This is a genomic window from Stenotrophomonas sp. Steno-Z2 (genome assembly GCF_056393235.1).
The window spans coordinates 755,980-779,412 of the sequence record NZ_JBWJOY010000002.1; the positions used below are offsets into that span (position 1 = coordinate 755,980).

Below are 23,433 nucleotides of genomic sequence, written 5' to 3' on the forward strand. Positions count from 1 at the left end.
TTTATTGGCAGCAAAGCCCACTCTTCCGGCATGCCGTGCAGGAATAATGGGGCCACCCATCACCTGTCGTCATGGCTCAGGCATGATCCGTCCCCAGCTCCCGCTCAACGCCCTGCGCGCCTTCGAGGCGGCCGCGCGCCACCTCAACTTCACCCGCGCGGCGCTGGAGCTGTGCGTCAGCCAGGCCGCGCTGAGCCACCAGATCCGCACGCTGGAAGAGCGACTGCAGGTGACGCTGTTCCACCGCCTGCCGCGCGGGGTGGCGCTTACCGACGAGGGCGCGGCGCTGCAGCCGGTGCTCACCGACGCCTTCGACCGCATCGCCATCGCCCTGGACCGCTACACCGGCGGCCGCTTCCGCGAGGTGCTGACGGTGGGCGTGGTCGGCACCTTCGCCACCGGCTGGCTGCTGCCGCGGCTGGGCGATTTCGAGGCCGCGCACCCGGACATCGAGCTGCGCCTGCAGACCCACAACAACCGCATCGACCTGGCCGGCGAAGGCCTGGACCTGGCGATCCGCTTCGGCAACGGCGACTGGCAGGGCCAGGAGTGCACGCCGATCGTCGAGGCACCGTTCGCGCCGGTGTGCGCGCCGTCGCTGGCGCGGCGCCTGCACCAGCCGCGCGACCTGGCCGCGGTGCCGCTGCTGCGTTCCTACCGCAACGACGAATGGCCGCGCTGGCTGCAGGCGGCCGGCGTGAGCGGCGTGGAAGCGCGCGGCCCGGTGTTCGATTCCTCGCTGGCGCTGGCCAGCGCCGCCGCCGCGGGCGCCGGCGTGGCGCTGCTGCCGCTGCGCATGTTCGAGCAGGACCTGGCCGATGGCCGCCTGCTGCAGCCCTTCGCGCAGACCCTGACCCTGGGCCGTTACTGGCTCACGCGGCTGCGCTCGCGCCACGAGCGCGAGCCGCTGCGGCGCTTCCGCCTGTGGCTGCAGGCGCAGGGGGCGTAGGCGCTGGCCGTCGGTAGGAGCGACTTCAGTCGCGATGAGGCTTTACCGGTGAAGCTACTTCGCGACTGAAGTCGCTCCTACGGTCGCTCCTGCGAGAGACAGGGGGCGGCGCGGTCTAGTCGAGCAGCTCCATCCATGCCGCTTCGGCCTGCTCCAGCTGCTGGGCGAGCACGTCGCGCTCGCTGCCGAGCCGGGTCATCTTCGCCGCGTCGGCGTAGTTGGCCGGGTCGGCCAGCTGGCGGTCGATGTCGGCCAGCGCCGCGCCCAGCTGCTCGACCTTCTTCTCGGCCGCTTCCAGCTTGTGCGGGTTGACCGGCTTCTTCGCCGCGGCCGGCTTTTCCGCGACCGGCGCGGGCGTCGGTTCCGGCGCCCTGGCGCCCTTGTCGACGCGGTCGGCCTTGCTGCGCGCGCCCTGCGCGCTGGCGCGGGTGCGCAGCCAGGCCGCGTATTCGTCCAGGTCGCCGGCGAACGGCTCGACCACGCCGTCGGCCACGCGCCAGAAGGTGTCGCAGACCAAGCCGATCAGGTGGCGGTCGTGCGAGACCATGACGATGGCGCCCTCGAACACGCTCAGCGCCTCGGCCAGCGCCTCGCGCATTTCCAGGTCCAGGTGGTTGGTCGGCTCGTCGAGCAGCAGCACGTTGGGCTGCTGCCAGGCGATCAGCGCCAGCGCCAGGCGCGCGCGCTCGCCGCCGGAAAAACCGTCCACCGGTTCGAAGGCGCGGTCGCCCGGGAAATTCCACTTGCCGAGGAAGTCGCGGAAGCTCTGGTTGACCCCGTCCGGGTCGATCTCGCGGAAGTGGTCCATCGGCGTGGCGCCCTCGCGCAGCGATTCCACCGTGTGCTGGGCGAAGTAGCCGATCTTCATGTCCGGGTGCGCGCTGCGCTCGCCGGCCAGCGGCGGCAGGTCGCCCACCAGGGTCTTGACCAGGGTGGTCTTGCCGGCGCCGTTGGGGCCGAGCAGGCCGACGCGCTGGCCCGCCTCCAGGCCGAAGCCGACATCATGAAGGATGACCGTGCTCTTGCCTTCTCCCTGCGGGAGAAGGTGGCGCGCAGCGCCGGATGAGGGTTCGGGCGAAGCCTCGTGCGCTTGATCGCCCCGCGGGCTTCGCCCCGTACCCTCTGCGGGATAGCCGCAATCGACGTGGTTGAGGCGGATCAACGAGAACGGCAGCTTGGCCGGCTCGGAGAACTCGATGCGGAACTCGCGCTCGGCGCGCACCGCCTCGGTGCCGGTCATCTTGGCCAGGCGCTTCATGCGGCTCTGCGCCTGGGTGGCCTTGCTGGCCTGCGCCTTGAAGCGGTCGATGAAGCTCTGCAGGTGGGCGCGCTCGGCCTGTTCCTTCTCGTGCGCGATCTGCTGCTGGCGCAGGTGCTCGGCGCGCTGGCGCTCGAAGTCGGTGTAGCCGCCGGTATAGAGCCTGGCGCTGCCGCCGTGCAGGTGCAGGGTGTGGGTGGCGACGTTGTCGAGGAACTCGCGGTCGTGCGAGATCAGCAGCAGGGTGCCCGGGTACTTGAGCAGCCACTGTTCCAGCCAGTACACCGCGTCCAGGTCCAGGTGGTTGGTCGGTTCGTCGAGCAGCAGCAGGTCGCTGGGCATCATCAGCGCACGCGCCAGGTTCAGGCGCGCGCGCCAGCCGCCGGAGAACGCCGCCACCGGGCGGCCATGGGTCTCGGCCGGGAAGCCCAGGCCGTGCAGCAGTTTGCCGGCGCGCGCCTCGGCGTCGTAGGCGCCCAGTTCGGCCATCTTCTGGTGCGCGTCGGCGACCGCCTCCCAGTCCTCGCGCGCGGTCGCGGCGGCTTCCTCGGCCAGCACCGCGGCCACCACGTCGTCGCCGCCGAGCACGAAGTCGATGGCGCGGTCGGGCAGCGCGGGGGTTTCCTGGGCCACGTCGGCGATGCGGATCTTGCCCGGCAGCGACACGTCCCCCTTGTCCGCTTCCAGCTCGCCACGCACGGCGGCGAACAGGCTGGACTTGCCGGCGCCGTTGCGTCCCACCACGCCCACGCGGTAGCCGGCATGCAGGGTGAGGTCGACGTTGGACAACAGCAGGCGCTCGCCCCGGCGCAGGGCGAAATTACGAAGGGAAATCATGAGGGGGTCCGTTATAACGAAACGGAATGTGCACACAAGCAACATTCCTGCGACGCGATTCTAGCGTTAACGAATACTTGACTGACGCTTCCCGCGCACGGACTCCGTCCCGGGACGCCCTCCCCCAGACCACGCCCACACCGCGCATGCCGGCCGAAATGCTTTCAAAAGCAACGATATAGGCAGGCCGATGGGCATTTGACACAACGTAAAAATTCCATTAATCCATGATGGCGCACCGCACCACCCCTCCGTGACGGGCCTGCCCCGTCCGCCGGTGCCGCCCATTCATACCGGAGCTGCAATCTGATGAACCGCAAGTCCAGTACGCTCGCCGCTGCCGTCGCCATCGCCCTCGGCCTCCCGGTTGCCCCCGCCTTCGCCCAGTCCGGCGCGCAGACCCTCGACACCGTGATCGTCACCGGCACCCGCGTGTCCGACCGCACCGTGGCCGAGTCGCAGTCGCCCATCGACATCATCACCCCGGAGGCCCTTCAGGCCACCGGCTCCACCGAACTGGCCACCGCGCTGTCGCGCGCCCTGCCCTCGCTCAACTTCCCGCGCCCGGCGCTGACCGACGGCACCAGCGGCGTGCGCCCGGCGCAGCTGCGCGGCCTGTCGCCGGACCAGGTGCTGATCCTGGTCAACGGCAAGCGCCGGCACCTGTCCGGCCAGCTCAACGTCAACGGCAGCATGGGCCGCGGCTCGTCGGCGGTGGACCTGAACACCATCCCGGTGTCGGCGATCGAGCGCGTGGAAGTGCTGCGCGACGGCGCCTCGGCCCAGTACGGCTCCGACGCCATCGCCGGCGTGGTCAACATCGTGCTCAAGGGCGCCGGCAGCGGCGGCAGCCTGGCGCTGGACCTGGGCCAGTACTCGGCCGGCGACGGCAGGCAGTACCAGCTCTCCGGCGACACCGGCGTCAGCTTCGCCGACGGCCGCGGCACGGTGCATTTCGCCGGCCAGCTCACCCACCAGGACCGCACCAACCGCGCCGGCCCGTTCAACGCCTACGGCCTGCCTTTGCCCCCGAATGTACAGCCGAACACCGGCAACTACCCGGGTGTGGGCGAGAAGACCTTCGTCGTCGGCGACCCCGAAGTGGATACCCGCGCGGTGTCGGGCAACGCCGGTTTCGATTTCAGCGACAACCTGCACGGCTATGCCACCGCCATCGCCAGCAACCGCGACATCACTTCGTTCGCGTTCTACCGCTCGAAGAACCACAACGCGGCCACCTCGCTGCTGTATCCCGATGGCTTCGTGCCGCAGATCAACCAGTACCTGAAGGACCGTTCGCTGGTCGCCGGGCTGAAGGGCAGCACCGAGGGCGGCTTCAACTGGGACGTGAGCTACAACTACGGCTACAGCCGCATCGACTTCGCCACCCGCAATACGATGAACTACGCGCTGGGCGCCAGCAGCCCGACCAGCTTCCACGACGGCGCGCTGGAGTACACCCACAACATCGTCAACGCCGACTTCTCGCAGGCGCTGGACTGGGGCCTGGCCTACCCGGTCACCCTGTCCTTCGGCGGCGAGTACCGCCAGGAGAAGTGGAACCAGTCGCCGGGCGAGCCCAACTCCTACCTCGGCACCGGCGCGCAGGGCTTCGGCGGCTTCACCCCGATCAACGCGGTGCACGCCGACCGCCACAACTACGCGCTCTACGCCGGCCTTGAAGCCGACCTCAGCGACCGGCTGTCCGCCGGCGCCACCGCGCGCTACGAGGACTATTCGGACTTCGGCAGCAAGACCTCGGGCAAGCTCTCGGCCCGCTATGCGTTCACCGACAAGGTGGCGCTGCGCGCCACCGTCTCCAACGGCTTCCGCGCGCCGTCGCTGGCCCAGCAGAGCTACCAGGTCATCACCAGCAACTACTCCAGCGGCGTGTTCGTCGAATCGGGCACCTTCCCGGCGACCAGCGCCGTGGCGCAGGCGCTGGGTTCCAGGCCGCTGCAGGCCGAGACCTCGACCTCCTACAGCCTGGGCCTGGTGCTGCAGCCGGCCGAGCGCCTGTACCTGACCATCGATGCGTTCCAGATCGACATCGACGACCGCATCCTGCTGTCCTCCACCATCACCACCAACGCGGCCACCAACGCCCTGCTGACCTCGCTGGGCATCAACAACGTCACCGCGTTCCGCTACTTCAACAACGCCGCCGACACCCGCACCCGCGGCGTGGACGTGGTGGGCAGCTACAACATCCCGCTGGCCGCCAGCGCGCTGGATCTGACCGCCAGCTACAGCTACAACAAGACCGAGGTGCAGCGGCTGGCGCCCTCGCCGGGCGTGCTGACCAGCCTGGGCCTGACCACGCCGCTGGTCGCGCGCGACGAGATCGGCCGCCTGGAAGACGCCTTCCCGCGCGACAAGGCCATCCTCGGCGGCACCTGGACCTCGGACCAGTGGACGCTGGGCCTGAACGCCACCCGCTACGGCAGGTTCACCGTGCGCCAGCTCAACGCCGCACAGGACCAGAGCTACGACCCGCAGTGGGTGCTGGACGTGTCGGCCAGCTTCAGGCCGAGCGCGCAGTGGACGCTGACCGTGGGCGCGGACAACGTGCTCGATTCGCACCCGGACAAGATCAACCCGGCTTTCACCGGGGTCAATGCCTGGGGCCAGATGCCGTACAGCAACTACTCCCCGGCCGGCTTCAACGGCGCCTACGTCTACGGCCGCATCGGCTACAAGTGGTAAGCCGCGCCTGAGCCGCCGGACGCGTCGCGCAATGCCCCGGGAAACCGGGGCATTGTTTTTGCGCCCGCCGCCGCGACATTGCGTGCTGCGTTTTCTTGTCTGCACGCTTCGCCCCCGTAGAATCGCTCCATCCCCCACCCCTGCGAGTTCCGATGCACCATGACACCGCCCTGATCAACATGATCGCCATCGGCCTGGGCCTGGCCTTCGTGCTTGGCGCCCTGGCCAACCGGCTGCGGCTGTCGCCGCTGGTGGGCTACCTGGTCGCGGGGGTGGTGGTGGGGCCGTTCACGCCCGGCTTCGTCGCCGACCAGGCGCTGGCCAACCAGCTGGCCGAGATCGGGGTGATGCTGCTGATGTTCGGCGTCGGCCTGCATTTCTCGCTCAAGGACCTGATGGCGGTGAAGGCCATCGCCATTCCCGGCGCCATCGGCCAGATCGCCGTGGCCACCGTGCTGGGCTGGGGCGTGGCCACGCTGATGGGCTGGCCGCCGCTGCACGGGGTGATCTTCGGTTTCTCGCTGGCCACCGCGTCCACCGTGGTGCTGCTGCGCGCGATGGAGGAACGGCGCCTGCTGGAGACCACGCGCGGCAAGATCGCGGTGGGCTGGCTGATCGTGGAAGACCTGGCCTGCGTGCTGGCGCTGGTGATGATGCCGGTGATCGCCGGCGTGTTCGGCCCCGAGGCGCAGGGCCAGAACCACAGCGTGGGCAGCGTGCTGGCCTCGATCGGCTGGACCTTCGTGCAGCTGGGCCTGTTCGTGGCGGTGATGCTGGTGGTCGGGCGCCGGGTGATCCCGTGGATCCTGGAGCGCATCGCCGGCACCGGCTCGCGCGAGCTGTTCACCCTGTCGGTGCTGGCCATCGCCCTGGGCGTGGCGTTCGGCGCGGCCGCGCTGTTCGGCGTGTCGTTCGCGCTGGGCGCGTTCTTCGCCGGCATGATGCTCAACGAGTCGGAACTGAGCCACAAGGCCGCGCATGATTCGCTGCCGCTGCGCGACGCGTTCGCGGTGCTGTTCTTCGTCTCGGTGGGCATGCTGTTCGACCCGATGATCGTGGTCGAGCACCCGTGGCAGGTGCTGGCGACGGTGGCGATCATCATGTTCGGCAAGTCGGCGGCGGCGTTCTTCATCGTGCGCGCCTTCGGCCACTCCAAGGCCACGGCGCTGACCATTTCCGCGTCGCTGGCGCAGATCGGCGAGTTCGCCTTCATCATCGCCGGGCTCGGCGTGGCGCTGAAGATCCTGCCCGCCACCGGGCAGTCGCTGGTGCTGGCCGGCGCGCTGGTGTCGATCATGCTCAACCCGCTGGTGTTCGGCCTGCTCGACCGCTGGCAGGCGCGGCACAAGGACGCGCTGCCGGTGCCGGAGACGCCGGACATCCCGCCCGGCCCGTCGCTGGACCTGCACGACCACGCCATCGTCATCGGCTACGGCCGCGTCGGCAGCACCCTGGCGCAGGTGCTGCGCGACCGCGGCGTGCCGGTGCTGGTGATCGACGACAACCGCGACCACGTCGAGCGCGCGCACGCGGCCGGCATCCCCGGCATCCGCGGCAGCGCCGCCGCCGACAAGGTGCTGGCCGAAGCGCACCCCGAGCACGCCAAGATCGCCATCCTCGCCATCCCGCAGCCGCTGGAAGCCGGCGAGGCGCTGGCCAAGCTGCGCGCCATCAACCCCGGCCTGACCCTGCTGGCGCGCGCGCACAGCGATGCCGAGGTCAAGCACCTGCTCGAGCACGGCGCCGACGGCACGGTGATGGCCGAGCGCGAGCTGGCGCACTCGCTGGCGGAAATGGTCATGGCCACGCCGCCGTACCGCGCGATGCGCGCCGGCGCCGCCCCCTGAGGGAAACGCGCTGCCGGGCCGCTCAGGCCCCGGCAGCGACGGCGCCGGGCAGGCGCGCCAGGTAATCGCCCAGCCGCTCGATGGCCTGGCGGACCTTGGCCGGCTGGGTCTGCCGGTGCGGGGTCACCGCCCATACCGGCAGCGCCGGCACGTCCCATTCGGGCAGCAGCCGCAGCAGCCGGCCGTCGGCCAGCAGCGGCGTCACGTCCAGGCTGGTCAGCACCGCCACGCCCAGCCCCGACTCGCACAGCTGGCGCACCGCCGGCTGGTTGTGGCTGACCAGGCGCGGATGCGCCGGCACCAGGCGCTCCTGCCCGGACACCCGGTGCCGCCACGCCAGCCCCGGCACCTGCGCCAGGCCCAGCCATTCGCCGGCCGGCACCTGCAGCGGATCGGCCGGTTCGCCATGCCGCTGCAGCCAGCCGGGCGCGGCGCAGGGCCAGCGCTGCAGGGTGCCCAGGCGCTGCGCCATCCAGTCGCTGTCCGGCAGCCGGCCGAAGCGCAGCGCCAGGTCGATGCGCGCCTGCACCAGGTCGGTCCAGCCGTCCTCGAAATGCAGGTGCAGGCGCAGCTGCGGGTGCTCGCGCAGCCACGGCCCCAGCGCCGGGCCGATGTGGTCGGCCATGCCCAGCGGCGCGGACAGGCGCAGCTCGCCGCTGGGCGCGTGGCGCGCGGCCGACAGTTCGGCCTCGGCCTCACCGGCCGCGTCCAGCAGGCGCGCGCAGGCCGCGTAGTAGCGGCTGCCCACGTCGGTCAGCGACAGCTGCCGGGTCGAACGGTGCAGCAGGGCGACGCCGGCCTCGCGCTCCAGCGCGCGCAGCTGCTGGCTGACCGCCGAGGTGCTCATGCCCAGCGCGCGCGCCGCCGCGCTCATCGAGCCGTGCTGGACCACCTGCGCGAACAGCGCCATGCGCCTGGGATTCTCCACCGCCCCTCCTGTCGTCCGGCCACCGTGAAGCCTGGCTTCAAGGTGATTGTGGCCCCCGGGGACTGCCGCCGCCAGCGGCGCGGGAGGACACTGGCGGCCTCCCAACCCCGCGAGGAATCGCCATGAACGTCGCCCTGATCGGCGCCACCGGCTTCGTCGGCCGCGCCCTGCTCGAAGAACTGCTGGCCCGTGGCCACGCCGTCACCGCCCTGGTCCGCCACCCCGAAAAACTGGCCGCGCGCGACGGCCTGCGCGTGGTCCGCGCCGACGTGCAGGACGCCGCGCAGGTGCAGGCCGCGGTGGCCGGCCATGACGCGGTGCTCAGCGCCTACAACGCCGGCTGGGACAACCCGGACATCTACCGCGATTTCATGCGCGGCTCGCGCGCGATCGTGGCCGGCACCCGCGCCGCCGGGGTGAAGCGCTACCTGGTGGTCGGCGGCGCCGGCAGCCTGTACACCGCCGACGGCGTGCAGTTGGTGGACACCCCCGACTTCCCGCCGGCCTTCCACGACGGCGCCCGCGCCGCGCGCGACGCGCTGGAGGACCTGAAGGGCGAGTCGACGCTGGACTGGACCTTCCTCAGCCCGCCGGTCGCCTTCCATGCCGGCGGCCCGAGCGGCCGCACCGGCCGCTACCGCACCGGCACCGACACGCCGCTGATGGCCGCCGACGGCCCCGGCACCATCAGTCCGGAGGACCTGGCGGTGGCCCTGGTCGACGAACTGGAACAGCCGCGGCACCTGCGCCAGCGCTTCACCATCGCGTGGTGAAGCGGGCCGGCGCGGCGCCCCTCTCCCCGCCCCCTCTCCCGAAGGGAGAGGGGCTCGGATCGCGACGGCCGGCAGCACGCCGGCTTCTTCCCGCCGGAGCGGGACGTGCCGTTCTCAGGCCTGCGCCAGCGCCTGCTCCAGGTCGGCCAGCAGGTCGTCGATGTGCTCGATGCCGACCGACAGCCGCACCGTGTCCAGTGTCACCCCCGCCTTCTCCAGCTCGGCTTCGTCCAGCTGGCGGTGGGTGGTCGAGGCCGGGTGCGTGGCCAGCGACTTGGCGTCGCCCAGGTTCACCAGCCGCGTGAACAGCTGCAGCGCGTCGAGGAAGCGCGCGCCGGCCTCGCGGCCGCCGGGCAGGCCGAAGGTCAGCACGCCCGAGCCCTGCCCGCGCAGGTATTTGCGCACCAGCGCGTGCTCGGGGTGGTCCGGCAGCGCCGCGTAGTTCACCCACGCCACCTTGGCATGCTGCTGCAGGTAGCTCGCCACCGCCAGCGTGTTGCGGTTGATCCGGTCCATGCGCAGCGCCAGGGTCTCGATGCCCTGCAGGATCTGGAAGGCGTTGAACGGCGAGATCGCCGCGCCGGTATTGCGCAGCGGCACCACCCGCGCGCGGCCGATGTACGCCGCCGGGCCCAGCGCCTCGGTATAGACCACGCCGTGGTAGCTCACGTCCGGCGTGTTGAGGCGCGGGAAGCGCCGGCTGTGCTCGGCCCACGGGAAACGCCCGGAATCGACGATCGCCCCGCCCAGGCTGGTGCCATGCCCGCCCAGGTACTTGGTCAGCGAATGCACCACGATGTCGGCGCCGAAATCGAACGGCCGCAGCAGGTACGGCGTGGCCACGGTGTTGTCGACGATCAGCGGCACGCCGTGCGCGTGCGCGATCGCGGCGATGGCCTCGATGTCGGTGATGTTGCCGCGCGGGTTGCCGATGGACTCGACGAACACCGCCTTGGTGCGTTCGTCGATCAGCGCCGCGAACGCCTGCGGGTCGCGGTAGTCGGCGAAGCGGGTCTGGATGCCGAACTGCGGCAGGGTGTGCGCGAACAGGTTGTAGGTGCCGCCGTACAGCGCGCTGGAGGCCAGGATGTTGTCGCCGGCCTCGGCGATGGTCTGGATCGCATAGGTGATGGCCGCCTGCCCCGACGCCAGCGCCAGCGCGCCGACGCCGCCTTCCAGCGCGGCGATGCGCTGTTCCAGCACGTCGGTGGTCGGGTTCATGATGCGGGTGTAGATGTTGCCCTGCACCTTCAGGTCGAACAGGTCGGCGCCGTGCTGGGTGTCGTCGAAGGCATAGGCCACCGTCTGGTAGATCGGCACCGCCACCGCGCGGGTGGTCGGGTCGGGACGATAGCCGCCATGCACGGCGATGGTTTCGGGCTTCCAGTTCGGCGGGGACATCGCGGGCTCGATGCGGGGAGTGGCTCCAGACCATAGCCGAGCCCGCAGCGCTCATGGCCGCTGGTTGCAGCGGTTACTGCTGCCCGATGGCGATGAGCCGATAACCCGTGCGCATGAGCGGGCACCCCGGCGCGGGGTGCCCGCCTGCGGCATCAGCCCCTGGCGAAGCGCAGCTGGCCGCCGCCGGCCTCGACGTGGATGGTGTCGCCGCTGGCGAACTCGCCGGCGAGGATCTTCTGCGCCAGCGGGTTTTCCAGCTGCTGCTGGATCGCGCGCTTGAGCGGGCGCGCGCCGTACACCGGGTCGAAGCCGACGTTGCCCAGCAGGTCGAAGGCCGAATCGGCCACGTCCAGCTTCAGCCCGCGCTCGCCCAGCCGCTTCTCCAGCCCGCGCATCTGGATGCGCGCGATCTGCCGGATCTGCTGCTTGTCCAGCGGGTGGAACACGACGATGTCGTCCAGGCGGTTGATGAACTCCGGGCGGAAGTGCGCCTGCACCACGCCCATCACCGCCGCCTTCATCTGCAGGTAGGCCTCCGGCGAATCGTCCGCGCTCAGTTCCTGGATCTGGTGCGAGCCCAGGTTGGAGGTCATCACGATGACGGTGTTGCGGAAGTCCACGGTGCGGCCCTGGCCGTCGGTAAGGCGGCCGTCGTCCAGCACCTGCAGCAGGATGTTGAACACGTCCGGATGCGCCTTCTCCACCTCGTCCAGCAGGATCACGCTGTACGGGCGGCGGCGCACCGCCTCGGTGAGGTAGCCGCCTTCCTCGTAGCCGACGTAGCCCGGGGGCGCGCCGATCAGCCGCGCGACGCTGTGCTTCTCCATGAACTCGCTCATGTCGATGCGCACCATCGCGTCGGGGCTGTCGAACAGGAAGTCGGCCAGCGCCTTGGTCAGTTCGGTCTTGCCCACGCCGGTCGGGCCGAGGAACAGGAACGAGCCGCTCGGGCGGTTCGGGTCGGACAGGCCCGCGCGCGAACGGCGCACCGCGTCGGACACCACGCGGATCGCCTCTTCCTGGCCGACCACGCGGGCATGCAGCACCTCTTCCATGCGCAGCAGCTTGTCGCGCTCGCCCTCGAGCATCTTGCTGACCGGAATGCCGGTCCAGCGCGAAACGACCTCGGCGATCTCCTCGTCGGTCACGCGGTCCTGTACCAGCCGGAAGTCCTTGCGCTCGACTTCCTGCGCGGCGGCCAGCTGCTTTTCCAGGTTGGGCAGCAGGCCGTACTGGATCTCGCTCATGCGGGCGAAGTCCTGGCGGCGCTGCGCGGCCTCCAGTTCGAGGCGGGCCTGTTCGATCTGCTCCTTGACCTTGGTCGTGCCCTGCAGCGCGGCCTTTTCCGACTTCCAGATTTCGTTGAGGTCGGAGAACTCGCGCTCCAGCCCGTCGATGTCGGCTTCCAGGTCGGCCAGGCGCTTGCGCGAGGCCTCGTCCTTTTCCTTCTTCAGCATCTCGCGCTGGATCTTGAGCTGGATCAGGCGGCGCTCGAGGCGGTCCAGCTCCTCCGGCTTGGAGTCGATCTCCATGCGGATGCGCGAGGCGGCCTCGTCCATCAGGTCGATGGCCTTGTCCGGCAGCTGGCGGTCGGTGATGTAGCGGTTGGACAGCGTGGCCGCGGCGACGATGGCCGGGTCGGTGATCTCCACGCCGTGGTGCACGGCGTACTTCTCCTTCAACCCGCGCAGGATGGCGATGGTGTCCTCCACGCTCGGCTCGCCGACGAACACCTTCTGGAAGCGGCGCTCAAGCGCGGCGTCCTTCTCGATGTACTGGCGGTATTCGTCCAGCGTGGTCGCGCCGATGCAGTGCAGCTCGCCGCGCGCCAGCGCCGGCTTGAGCATGTTGCCCGCGTCCATGGCGCCGTCGGCCTTGCCGGCGCCGACCATGGTGTGCAGCTCGTCGATGAACAGGATGATCTGGCCTTCGTTCTTGGCCAGGTCGTTGAGCACGCCCTTCAGCCGCTCCTCGAACTCGCCGCGGAACTTGGCGCCGGCGATCAGCGCGCCCATGTCCAGCGACAGCACGCGCTTGCCGCGCAGGCCCTCGGGCACCTCGTCGTTGACGATGCGCTGGGCCAGGCCCTCGACGATCGCGGTCTTGCCCACGCCGGGCTCGCCGATCAGCACCGGGTTGTTCTTGGTGCGGCGCTGCAGGACCTGGATGGTGCGGCGGATTTCCTCGTCGCGGCCGATCACCGGGTCGAGCTTGCCGCTCTCGGCGCGCGCGGTCAGGTCGATGGTGTACTTCTCCAGCGCCTGGCGCTGCTCCTCGGCGTTCTCGCTCTGCACGGTCTCGCCGCCGCGCAGCTTGTCGATGGCGGCCTCCAGCCTGTTCCTGTCGGCGCCGGCCGCGCGCAGCGCCATGCCGGCCGCGCCGCTGTCGTCGGTGGCGGCCAGCAGGAACCACTCGCTGGCGATGAACTGGTCGTTGTGCTGCTGCGCCAGCTTGTCGGTGGCGTTGAGCAGGCGGCTGAGGTCGTTGCCCATCGACAGGTTGCCGGCCTGGCCGGAGACCTTGGGCAGCGCGTCCAGCGCCTCGCCCAGGCGCTCGCGCAGCAGCGGCACGTTGACGCCGGCCTGGGCCAGCAGCGGCCGGCTGCTGCCGCCGGCCTGGTCGAGCAGCGCGGCCAGCACGTGCACCGGCTCGATGATGTTGTGGTCGCGGCCCACGGCCAGCGACTGCGCGTCGGCCAGGGCCTTCTGGAAGTTGGAGGTGAGCTTGTCCATCCGCATGGTGGTCATCCCGAATCTGGAGGCCGGCGCTGCCGGCGATACTCGTTCAGATGCGGTTGCGGCGGTGTGATTCAAGCCCGGGCCCGGAGCCCGTTCAGCCGCGGCCGCCCCCGCTCTTCCAGTATCGGCGGGCGCGGCCGCGCTGCCTTGATCCGGCGCAATCAGGCCGATCCGCCGCGCGTGACCGCCAGCCGGATCGCGCGCAGCTGCCGCTTCACCGCCTGCGCCTGCTCCGCGTCCAGCCGCAGCAGGGCCTTCTGCCCGATCGAGCGCGCCTGCAGGTCGGGATCGACGAAGCGGTAGCGGCCGCGCGCATCGCGCTCCAACGCCGGCGGCCGCGCCGGCTCGGGGGTCTGCAGCAGGTGGTCGATCACCGTGACCAGGCGGTCGTTGAAGTGGCCGCCGGGATGGCCCAGCTCGCGGTAGGCCTGCTGCACCAGCGGGTACAGGCGCATGTAGGCCGCCGCCAGCGTGTCGGCGTCGGCGGCGCTGAAGGCCGCCACGTACGGCGCATAACGCGCGGCGTTGCCGCCGGCGAAGGTGATGCCCGACGCGGCGTCGCCTTCGACCTGCAGGCTGCCGGGCAGCGGCCGCAGCGCCAGCGCGGTGGCCGGCGCGCTGGGCTGGGTGAGGTTGTCGATGTGCGTGACCAGGCGCTGGATCAGGTGGTCGGGCAGCAGCAGCGCCAGCACCGGCTCGGGGAAGAACGTGCCGAGGTCTTCGCGCACGCGCGCGTCGCTGTCCTCGAGCGAAGGCAGCGCGGCGTCGATGGCGGCGTCGCGCGGCAGCGGATGCCGGGCCGGCGCCGGCGCGCCCGGCGCTTCCGGCCTGTCGGCGGGAACGATGCGGCTGCCGTCGGCCGGCGCCTGCGCCGCAGGCGGCAAGGCCGCCGGCGTGACCGTCCGCAGCTCATCGCGGAACAGCCACCATCCCGCGCCGCCCAGCACCAGCACGCCCGCCACGGCCCACGGCCATACCGCTTTCCTGTCCTGCATCGGGAACCACCTCTGTCGTTGCGATCACCCCGGGTGTGACCCGGGAGATCGCCAGGGGTTCCCCGCGCCGGCTCAGCCGGCCGGCCGCGGCCGCTGCAGCGACAGCAGGCCGAGCACCGCCGCCAGCGCCACGTAGGCGCCGGCGAGCTGCCAGCTGATGCTGCGCTGCAGCCCTTCCAGCGTCCACGGCAGGTATACGCCGCCGCGCGGGTCGACCGAATGGATCAGGCCGAACAGGGTCAGCACGGCGGCGACCAGCAGCAGCACCGAGGCGCGGCGCAGCTGCTGCTCGATCATCGCCACCACCGTGGCGATCCACAGCATCGCGGTGATGATGAAGCCGTTGCCGAGGGCGAAGATCACCGCCAGTTCCGGCAGGCCGTGGCCGTCCAGGGCGGTGGTCAGTTCGGCCAACCGCTGCGGGGCGATCCAGCCCGGCGCCTTGATCGCCAGCAGGTAGGCCACCGACGGCAGGAAGCCGAGCACCATCGCCGCGGCGTGCCGCTTGGGCGTGGCCTCGAACGCCTGGGTGGTGATGTCGATGGCCACGTACACGATGATCGGCGCCAGCACCGCCAGCGGCAGCCACTGCACCAGCCCGGAGATCACCCCGAGCATGCCGCCGATGCCGACGAACAGGCCGGTCAGCAGCGTGTAACCGCTGCGCGCGCCCATGTGCTTGTAGGCCGGCTGGCCGATGTAGGGCGTGGTCTGGGCGACGCCGCCGCAGAGCCCGGCCACCAGCGTGGCCACCGCCTCGACCAGCAGGATGTCGCGGGTGCGGTAGTCGTCGCCGGCCGCGCGCGCGCTCTCGGACACGTTGATGCCGCCGACCACCATCAGCAGGCCGAACGGCAGCAGCAGCGGCAGGTAGTCCATCGCCGCCGGCAGGCCGTCGATGAACCCCAGGGTCGGCAGCGGCAGCACCACCTGCGGCGGCGTCCACTGCGGCAGCGCGAAGCCCGGCGCGCCCAGCCCGGCCAGCCCCAGCCCGTAGTACAGCGCGGTGCCCACGACGAAGGCCACCAGCACGCCCGGCGCCCGCACCGGCAGCCGGCCCTTGGCGATCAATACGTACAGCAGCAGGCCGAGGGTGACGAAACCGGCCACCGGCGAGCGCAGCGCTTCCAGCAGCGGCAGCAGGCCCATCAGCACCAGCGCGATGCCGGCGATGGAGCCCAGCAGCGCGGCGCGCGGCAGCGCGCGGGTCACCGCCTCGCCGAAGAAGGACAGCACCAGCTTGAGCGCGCCCATGATCACCAGCGCCGCCATGCCCAGCTGCCAGGTGGCCATCGCCGCGGCCTGCGGCTCCATGCCCTGCTGCCGGAAACCGGCGAAGGCCGGGCCCAGCACCAGCAGCGCCATGCCGATGCTGGTCGGCGCATCCAACCCCAGCGGCATCGCGGTGACGTCGTCGCGGCCGCTGCGCGCGGCCAGCCGCCGCGCCATCAGCGTGTACAGCAGGTTGCCGACCAGCACGCCGAACGCGGTACCGGGGAACATGCGCCCGAACACCACCTCGGCCGGGAACTGGAAGAGGCCCACCAGCGCCATGGCGATGAAGCCGAGGATGGACAGGTTGTCGACCACCAGGCCGAAGAAACCGTTGAGGTCGCCGGCGACGAACCAGCGCGGGCGTGCGGAAGCGGGGATGTGAGCCATGGGCAGACCGGAAGGAAAAGAGATGAAGCCGGGCCGGAACGCATGCGCCGCGTTCCAGCCCGGCTCACGCGATGCTCAGAACGACACCTCGACCGCCTGCCGCGACCACAGCACCGACTGGTGGTGGGTGGCCTGCTTCCACGCCAGGCGGATCGCCTCGATGTCGTTGCGGCGCTGCGGGGTGTCTTCGTGCAGCACCACCAGCACCTTGGTGCGCAGGCGCTCGGGCTGCGGCGCGCCGCGGAACAGCCACTGGCCATAGGCATCGAACACGGTCAGGCCATCGGGGAAGCGCGGCGTCACCTCCTTGTCGAGGAAGGCGCGCCACTGCGTCTCGCTGATCGCGTCGGTCTGCTCGCGGCTGGAGTCGCCGCTTTCCTGGCCCACGCCGAAATACAGTTCGCTGCGCACCCAGTGGGCGCCTTCGGCGGGACGTGCGGCGTCGCCGTGCAGCGCGGCGGTAGGCGGCGGATCGGCCGCCGGTGAGGAGGCGCAGGCAGCCCCGCCCAGGCACAGCAGCAACGGGAACAGGAAAGCGGAAAACTTCATGGATGACCTCGGTCGGGGGATCTGCAGGGTGGCATCCTCGCCACTGCACCGGCATATCACGTTTACGGATGAACTGATGCCGTGCGGGACTTGCACCCGGGGCCGGCATCACGCGAAGATAACATATCGCTCCATCCGGATGAATGTAACAAGACATCCGGAACCCCCTTCCCCACGTCATCCCGGAGTTCCACCATGCCCCGTATTTCCCCGGCTCCGCTCGGCCTGGCCGTAGCGCTGGCGCTGTCCTGCCCCGCCCACGCCCAGGACGCGCCCGGCCAGGCGACCACGCTCGACACCGTGATCGTCACCGGCACCCGCGCCACCGACCGCACCGTGCTGGAATCCACCTCGCCGGTGGACGTGCTCAGCGCCGAGGACATCCGCAAGGCCGGCGTGGTCAACGGCGAACTCGGCAGCGCGCTGCAGGCGCTGCTGCCCTCGTTCAACTTCCCGCGCCAGTCCAACTCCGGCGGCGCCGACCACGTGCGCGCGGCGCAGCTGCGCGGCCTGTCGCCGGACCAGGTGCTGGTGCTGGTCAACGGCAAGCGCCGCCACAACAGCGCGCTGGTCAATACCGACAGCAAGATCGGCAAGGGCACCACGCCGGTGGACTTCAACGCCATCCCGGTCAGCGCGATCAAGCGCATCGAGGTGCTGCGCGACGGCGCCGGCGCGCTGTACGGCTCGGACGCGGTGGCCGGCGTGATCAACGTGATCCTCGACGACGCGCCGGAAGGCGGCGCCATCGAGGCCAGCTTCGGCGCGCACCACACCGACCTCAAGCCGATCGGCCGCACCCTGACCGACGGCCAGACCAGCTACTTCAGCGCCAAGGTCGGCACCGCGCTGAGCGACGAAGGCGGCTTCCTGCGCGTGGGCCTGGAACTGAAGAACCGCGAGGCCACCAACCGCGCCGGTTTCGACCAGATCCCGCCGTGGGAGGCGCAGACCCCGGACAACCTGGCCCTGGCCGGCAGGCGCAACTATTCGCTGGGCGACGGCGCCAGCAAGGACCTCAACGCCTGGTTCAACGCCGAGGTGCCGTTCGGCGCCACGTCCAAAGCCTATGCCTTCGGCACCTACAACCAGCGCGATACCGAGGGCGCCAACTACTTCCGCTACCCGGACGGCGAAGCCAACTGGAAGCAGCTCTACCCGCATGGCTACCGCCCGGTGTCCGAAGGCGAGAACCTCGACGTGCAGCTGGTGGCCGGCGCGCGCGGCCAGTGGGGCGACTGGAACTACGACGCCAGCCTCGACCACGGCCGCAACGCGTTCACCTACCGCCTGCGCGATTCGCTCAACGCCTCGCTCGGCCCGGCCAGCCCGACCCGCTTCAAGACCGGCGACTACGCCTTCGACCAGACCGTGGCCAACCTCGATGTCGGCCGCATCTTCGTGCGCCAGGACGACAGCCACAGCCTCGGCTTCGGCGTGGAAGCGCGCCGCGAACGCTACGAGACCGGCGCCGGCGACCCGGCCAGCTACGCCGCCGGTCCGTTCACCGACCGCCCGACCGGCTCGCAGGCCGGCGGCGGCCTGACCCCGCAGGACGAGGCGCACCTCACCCGCGATGTGTTCAGCGCCTACAGCAGCCTGTCCTCGACCTTCGGCGAAAAGTTCTCCACCGACGTCGCCGCCCGCTACGAGCACTACCAGGACTTCGGCGGCCAGCTCACCGGCAAGCTCGGCGCGCGCTACGCCTTCGCGCCGGCGTTCGCGCTGCGCGGCGCCATCTCCAACAACTTCCACGCGCCGTCGCTGAGCCAGACCGGCTTCGAGTCCACCTCCACCGGCTACACCGCCGGCGGCCAGCTGGTGCAGGGCCGCCTGCTGTCGGTGAACAACCCCATCGCGCGCGCGCTGGGCGCCACCGACCTGAAGCCGGAGAAGTCGATCAACTACAGCCTGGGCTTCACCAGCCAGATCGGCAGCCACCTGGACCTGTCGCTGGACCTGTTCCAGATCGACATCGACGACCGCATCGCGCTTTCCGAAAGCATCACCGGCCAGGCGCTGACCGACTTCGTGCAGCAGCGCTTCGGCGTGAGCGGGCTGGAGAGCGCGCATTACTTCGTCAACGCCGCCGACACCCGCACCCGCGGCGCCGAGTTCGTCGCCAACTGGCGGCAGACGCTGGGCGGCGGCGACCTGCTGCTGACCGGCACCTGGAGCTATGCCAAGACCGAGCTGAAGAACGTGCTGGCCACGCCCGCGCAGCTGCTGGCGCTGGACCCGGACTACGTGCTGTTCGGCGTGGAGGAAAGCAATACGCTCACCGACGCCGCGCCGCGCACCCGCGCGCAGCTGGCCGCCAGCTGGGCCGACGATCGCTGGTCGCTGAGCAGCCGCCTGAGCCGCCATGGCAGCGCGCGGCGCGTGTTCGACTTCGGCGGCGGCTACATCCCGACCCAGACCTATGCCGCGGAATGGCAGCTGGACGCGGAAGTGGAATACCGCATCACGCCGAAGTGGAGCGTGGCCGTGGGCGGGCAGAACCTGACCGACAACTACCCGGACCGCTCCAACGAGGACATCCACTACTTCGGCAACCTGCCCTACGACGTGCTCTCGCCGATCGGCAGCAACGGCGCGTACTGGTACGGGCGCGTGCGCTACGCGTTCTGAGGACGGGAAAGGGGAAGCGGGCACGGGGAAGTGGTTTTCCCCGTGCCGCGGACCCGCATCCGTTGCTGTTGATCGTGCGCTCGTGGAGGCGGCGTCTGCTCCGCGTCCACCTTCGATAACTTTCCGCTCACGCCGCGCATGGCATGGTGGGCGCATGGTCATTGCGTCTCCCAGCCCGCCCCCCGCGCTGGATCCCGCCTGTGCGTTGTTCCTCGACGTGGACGGCACACTGGTCGGGTTCGCCGCGCAACCCGAGGATGTCCGCCTGTCGCCGCAGGTCCGCGACTGGATCGCCCGCATCGGCCAACGCCTGGACGGTGCGCTGGCGCTGGTCAGCGGCCGCCCGCTGGCGCAGCTGGACCAGTTGTTCGCGCCGCTGCGCCTGCCGGCCGCCGGCCTGCACGGCACGCAGCTGCGGCGCAGCGCCGATGAAACGCCACAGGCCGCGGAGACCGCGCGGTGGCTGCACGAACTGCACCTGCAGGCGATGCGTTTCGCGCATGCGCATCCCGGCGTGCGGGTGGAAGCCAAGGGCCAGGCCCTGGCCCTGCACTGGCGCAACGCGCCGGCCGCGGCGCAGGCGGTGATCGCCTTCGCGCACGCGCAGCTGCCGCTGCTGCCCGGCGTGCGCCTGCAGCCGGGCAACCACGTGGTGGAACTGGTGTCCGCCAGCCACGACAAGGGCACCGCGGTGACGGCGTTGATGGGCACCGCGCCGTTCGCCGGCCGCGTTCCGGTCTTCGTCGGCGACGACCTCACCGACGAGGACGGCTTCGCCGCGGCGGCGCGGCTGGGCGGCTACGGCATCCTGGTCGGCGCGCGTGCCGGCAGCCAGGCGCGCCATGCCCTGCCCGACATCGCCGCGATGCACGACTGGCTGCGCGTGGGCGCGGCCTGATCCCGCGCCGCGGCGCCGGCGTCGCGTGCGGCCGTATCACCCGGGAGGCCCTGGCCTCCCGGCCAGCAAGGAGGAAACGATGCTTCGAGCCAACCTCGAGATGGGCGTCATCGGCAACGGCAGTTTCGGCGCCCTGATCGACCGCCACGCGCGCCTGGTGTGGAGTTGCCTGCCGGCGTTCGACGGCGACCCGGCGTTCTGCGCGCTGCTGTCGCCGCGCGCGCATGAAGGCGGCGATTTCGCCATCGAGCTGGAGGACTACGCCGGCAGCGAACAGCACTACATCACCAACACCGCGATCCTGCGCACGGTGCTGCACGACACCCGCGGTGGCCAGGTGGAAGTGATCGACTTCGCGCCGCGCTGGCGCCGCAACGGCCGTTTCTACCGCCCGCCCAGCGTGATCCGCCGCATCCGCCCGCTGGCCGGCAGCCCGCGCATCCGCGTGCTGGCGCGGCCGCTGGCCGACTGGGGCGCGCGTGTTCCCGAATCCACCTGGGGCAGCAACCACCTGCGCTGGCTGCTGCCTGGCTTCACCCTGCGCCTGACCACCGACGTGCCGGTGCGTTTCATCCGCGAGGCGCTGCCATTCGTGCTCGCGCACCCGATGGAACTGGTACTGGGCGTGGACGAGACCCTGGACCGCGCCCTCGCCAGCTATGCGCAGGAAGCGCAGCAGCGCACCGAGGACTACTGGCGCGAATGGACGCGCTACCTGTCCATTCCGCTGGAATGGCAGGACGCGGTGATCCGCAGCGCCATCACCCTCAAGCTGTGCCAGTACGAGGACAGCGGCGCGATCATCGCGGCGATGACCACCTCCATCCCCGAGGCGCCCGGCAGCGCGCGCAACTGGGACTACCGCTACTGCTGGCTGCGCGACGCCGCCTTCGTGGTGCGCGCGCTCAACCGCCTGGGCGCGACCAAGTCGATGGAGGACTTCCTGCGCTACATCTTCAACCTGGCCACCACCGACGGCAGCCTGCAGCCGCTGTACGGCATCGGCATGGAGGAACGGCTGGACGAACACGAGGTGCCGTCGCTGGCAGGCTACCGCGGCATGGGCCCGGTGCGGCGCGGCAACCTGGCCTGGCTGCAGCAGCAGCACGACGTCTACGGCTCGGTGGTGCTGGCCTCCACCCAGCTGTTCTTCGACCAGCGCCTGAAGGACCCGGGCGACCTGCACACCTTCGGCCGGCTGGAACCGCTGGGCGAGCGCGCCTATGCGCTGCACGACGTGCCCGATGCCGGGCTGTGGGAATTCCGCGGCCGCACCGCGGTGCACACCTATACCGCGGCGATGTGCTGGGCCGCCTGCGACCGCCTGGCCAAGATCGCCGCCCGGCTGGAACTGAGCGGACGCGCCGCGCTGTGGCGCGAACGCGCCGACAGCATCCGCCAGCGGGTGCTGGCGCGCGGCTGGAACGCGCAGCTGGGGCACTTCACCGACACCTTCGATGGCAGCCACCTGGATGCCTCGTTGCTGCTGCTGGCCGACATCGGCTTCATCGACGCCGCCGACCCGCGCTATGTCGCCACGGTCGATGCCATCGGCCACGGCCTGCGCCGCGGCGACGCGCTGTTCCGCTACATCGCCCCGGACGACTTCGGCGCGCCGGAGACCAGCTTCACCATCTGCACGTTCTGGTACATCGACGCGCTGGCCGCGATCGGCCGCCTCGACGAGGCGCGGGCGCTGTTCGAAAGCGTGCTGGCGCGTCGCAACCATCTTGGCCTGCTGTCCGAGGACCTGGCCTTCAGCGACGGCGAGCAATGGGGCAATTTCCCGCAGACCTATTCGCACGTGGGCCTGATCACCGCGGCGATGCGGCTGTCGCGCAGCTGGCAGGAGGCGTCGTGAGCCGTCTGGTGGTGGTCTCCAACCGGGTCGCACTGCCCGGCGAAAACCGTCCTGGCGGCCTGGCCGTGGGCCTGCTGGCGGCGCTGAAGGAGCGTGGCGGCCTGTGGTTCGGCTGGAGCGGGCGCAGCGTGGCCGGCGCCAGCGGCCAACTGCACGAACAGAGCGACGGCGCCATCCGCTACGCCACGCTGGACCTGTCCAGGGTCGACCTGGACAGCTACTACAACGGCTTTTCCAACCGCGCGCTGTGGCCGCTGCTGCATTTCCGCCTGGACCTGGTGGACTACGACCGCAGCAAGCGTGAGGGCTACTGGCGGGTCAACACGCTGTTCGCTGACCGGCTGGCGCCGATGCTGCGCGACGACGACACGGTGTGGATCCACGACTACCACCTGATCCCGCTGGCGGCGCTGCTGCGCGAACGCGGCATCGGCTGCCGCATCGGCTTCTTCCTGCACGTGCCGGTCCCGTCGGCCGACCTGGTACAGGCGCTGCCCGAACACCGCTCGCTGTTCTCGGCGCTGTACGCCTGCGACCTGCTCGGCTTCCAGACCCGGCGCGACGTGGACCGCTTCCGCTCCTGGGCGCGGCTGTTCGGCGACGGGCGCGCCATCGACGGCGAGCACATCGAGTCCCCCGACGGCCGCCGCGTGCGCATCGCCGCCTTCCCGATCGGCATCGACACCGCGCACATCGCGCGGCAGGCGCGCGCGGCCACCGGCAACAGCGCGGTGCGCGCGCTGCGGCAGAGCCTGCAGCAGCGCAAGCTGGCCATCGGCGTGGACCGGCTGGACTATTCCAAGGGCCTGCCCGAGCGTTTCCACGGCTTCGAGCGCTACCTCGAGCGCTACCCGCAGCAGAAGGGCAGCATGACCTTCCTGCAGATCGCACCGGTCTCGCGCGGCAGCGTGGCCGAGTACCGCGCGCTGCGCAGCGAGCTGGAGCGGCTGGCCGGGCACATCAACGGCGGGCACGCCGAGGCCGACTGGACGCCGCTGCGCTACGTCAACCAGAACTACGCGCACAGCACCCTCACCGGCTTCTACCGCGAAGCGGCGGTGGGGCTGGTCACGCCGCTGCGCGACGGCATGAACCTGGTGGCCAAGGAATACGTGGCCTCGCAGGACCCGGACGATCCCGGCGTGCTGGTGCTGTCGCTGCTGGCCGGCGCCGCCGACGAACTGAAGCAGGCGCTGCTGGTCAACCCGCACGACCTGGACGGCGTTGCCGATGCCATCGCCACCGCCGCGAACATGCCGCGCGGCGAACGCATCGAACGCTGGCAGGCGATGATGCAGCACCTGCGCGAATACGACATCAACCGCTGGCGGCGCGATTACCTGCAGGCACTGGAAGGCAACTGAGCGGCCACGAGGATGCCCGTAGGAGCGGCTTCAGCC

General features: G+C 70.7%; 14 protein-coding genes and 2 pseudogenes. 8 read left to right on the forward strand and 8 right to left on the reverse strand.

What is annotated here, in order from left to right:
- Positions 1-82 precede the first annotated feature (82 nt).
- Positions 83-949 (forward strand): LysR substrate-binding domain-containing protein, encoded by an 867-nt coding sequence (locus AC06FP_RS08475; protein ID WP_456118419.1) that lies wholly within the window; start codon positions 83-85, stop codon positions 947-949.
- A gap of 115 nt (positions 950-1,064) precedes the next feature.
- On the opposite strand, the pseudogene AC06FP_RS08480 reads toward AC06FP_RS08475, so the two are convergent.
- Together AC06FP_RS08480 and AC06FP_RS08485 are read right to left on the reverse strand one after the other, a co-directional pair.
- Positions 1,065-1,967, reverse strand: a pseudogene (locus AC06FP_RS08480) (ATP-binding cassette domain-containing protein); the annotation flags it as partial.
- Positions 1,968-2,078: 111 nt separating this feature from the next.
- Positions 2,079-3,044 (reverse strand): annotated as a pseudogene (locus AC06FP_RS08485) (ABC-F family ATP-binding cassette domain-containing protein); the annotation flags it as partial.
- A gap of 309 nt (positions 3,045-3,353) precedes the next feature.
- Here AC06FP_RS08485 and AC06FP_RS08490 point away from each other — a divergent pair.
- Both AC06FP_RS08490 and ybaL read left to right on the forward strand, forming a co-directional pair.
- Positions 3,354-5,750 carry a TonB-dependent receptor plug domain-containing protein gene (locus tag AC06FP_RS08490; RefSeq protein WP_456118418.1) on the forward strand — a complete coding sequence of 799 codons (2,397 nt, stop codon included), beginning with the start codon at positions 3,354-3,356 and terminating at the stop codon, positions 5,748-5,750.
- A 152-nt stretch (positions 5,751-5,902) separates the two neighbouring features.
- Positions 5,903-7,597 carry a YbaL family putative K(+) efflux transporter gene (gene ybaL / locus AC06FP_RS08495; protein WP_478075197.1) on the forward strand — a complete coding sequence of 565 codons (1,695 nt, stop codon included), beginning with the start codon at positions 5,903-5,905 and terminating at the stop codon, positions 7,595-7,597.
- 22 nt (positions 7,598-7,619) lie between these two features.
- On the opposite strand, the gene AC06FP_RS08500 is transcribed toward ybaL, so the two are convergent.
- Complete coding sequence (locus tag AC06FP_RS08500) at positions 7,620-8,525, reverse strand: LysR family transcriptional regulator (protein WP_478075198.1); 906 nt, start codon at positions 8,523-8,525, stop codon at positions 7,620-7,622.
- A gap of 122 nt (positions 8,526-8,647) precedes the next feature.
- Here AC06FP_RS08500 and AC06FP_RS08505 point away from each other — a divergent pair, with 122 nt between their 5' ends.
- Positions 8,648-9,298: an NAD(P)-dependent oxidoreductase gene (locus AC06FP_RS08505; RefSeq protein WP_478075199.1), complete on the forward strand. Its 651-nt coding sequence runs from the start codon at positions 8,648-8,650 to the stop codon at positions 9,296-9,298.
- Positions 9,299-9,412: 114 nt separating this feature from the next.
- Here the strand turns inward: AC06FP_RS08505 and AC06FP_RS08510 are convergent, their stop codons facing one another.
- The 5 genes from AC06FP_RS08510 to AC06FP_RS08530 form a co-directional block, all read right to left on the reverse strand.
- Positions 9,413-10,699 carry an O-acetylhomoserine aminocarboxypropyltransferase/cysteine synthase family protein gene (locus AC06FP_RS08510; protein WP_456118414.1) on the reverse strand — a complete coding sequence of 429 codons (1,287 nt, stop codon included), beginning with the start codon at positions 10,697-10,699 and terminating at the stop codon, positions 9,413-9,415.
- Between the two features lie 152 nt (positions 10,700-10,851).
- On the reverse strand, positions 10,852-13,437 hold the full coding sequence (gene clpB / locus AC06FP_RS08515; protein WP_456119402.1) for an ATP-dependent chaperone ClpB: 2,586 nt from the start codon (positions 13,435-13,437) through the stop codon (positions 10,852-10,854).
- A gap of 161 nt (positions 13,438-13,598) precedes the next feature.
- Complete coding sequence (locus AC06FP_RS08520) at positions 13,599-14,432, reverse strand: DUF3014 domain-containing protein (protein WP_478075200.1); 834 nt, start codon at positions 14,430-14,432, stop codon at positions 13,599-13,601.
- Positions 14,433-14,504: 72 nt separating this feature from the next.
- Positions 14,505-16,118 carry a SulP family inorganic anion transporter gene (locus AC06FP_RS08525; protein WP_478075306.1) on the reverse strand — a complete coding sequence of 538 codons (1,614 nt, stop codon included), beginning with the start codon at positions 16,116-16,118 and terminating at the stop codon, positions 14,505-14,507.
- A 51-nt stretch (positions 16,119-16,169) separates the two neighbouring features.
- Positions 16,170-16,643, reverse strand: a complete 474-nt coding sequence (locus tag AC06FP_RS08530; protein WP_478075201.1) for a DUF3574 domain-containing protein — start codon at positions 16,641-16,643, stop codon at positions 16,170-16,172.
- 195 nt (positions 16,644-16,838) lie between these two features.
- Between AC06FP_RS08530 and AC06FP_RS08535 the strand changes: the two genes are divergently transcribed.
- The 4 genes from AC06FP_RS08535 to otsA all read left to right on the forward strand — a co-directional run bounded on the left by AC06FP_RS08535 (position 16,839) and on the right by otsA (position 23,397).
- Positions 16,839-19,274, forward strand: coding sequence for a TonB-dependent receptor plug domain-containing protein (locus tag AC06FP_RS08535; protein WP_478075202.1), 2,436 nt, complete (start codon positions 16,839-16,841; stop codon positions 19,272-19,274).
- A 154-nt stretch (positions 19,275-19,428) separates the two neighbouring features.
- On the forward strand, positions 19,429-20,172 hold the full coding sequence (gene otsB, locus AC06FP_RS08540; RefSeq protein ID WP_478075203.1) for a trehalose-phosphatase: 744 nt from the start codon (positions 19,429-19,431) through the stop codon (positions 20,170-20,172).
- 79 nt (positions 20,173-20,251) lie between these two features.
- Complete coding sequence (locus AC06FP_RS08545; RefSeq protein ID WP_478075204.1) at positions 20,252-22,033, forward strand: glycoside hydrolase family 15 protein; 1,782 nt, start codon at positions 20,252-20,254, stop codon at positions 22,031-22,033.
- Entirely contained in the window at positions 22,030-23,397 is a 1,368-nt protein-coding gene (otsA, locus tag AC06FP_RS08550; RefSeq protein WP_478075205.1) for an alpha,alpha-trehalose-phosphate synthase (UDP-forming), read from the forward strand. Before AC06FP_RS08545 ends, otsA begins: the two co-directional genes overlap by 4 nt.
- The last annotated feature ends 36 nt before the right edge of the window (positions 23,398-23,433 follow it).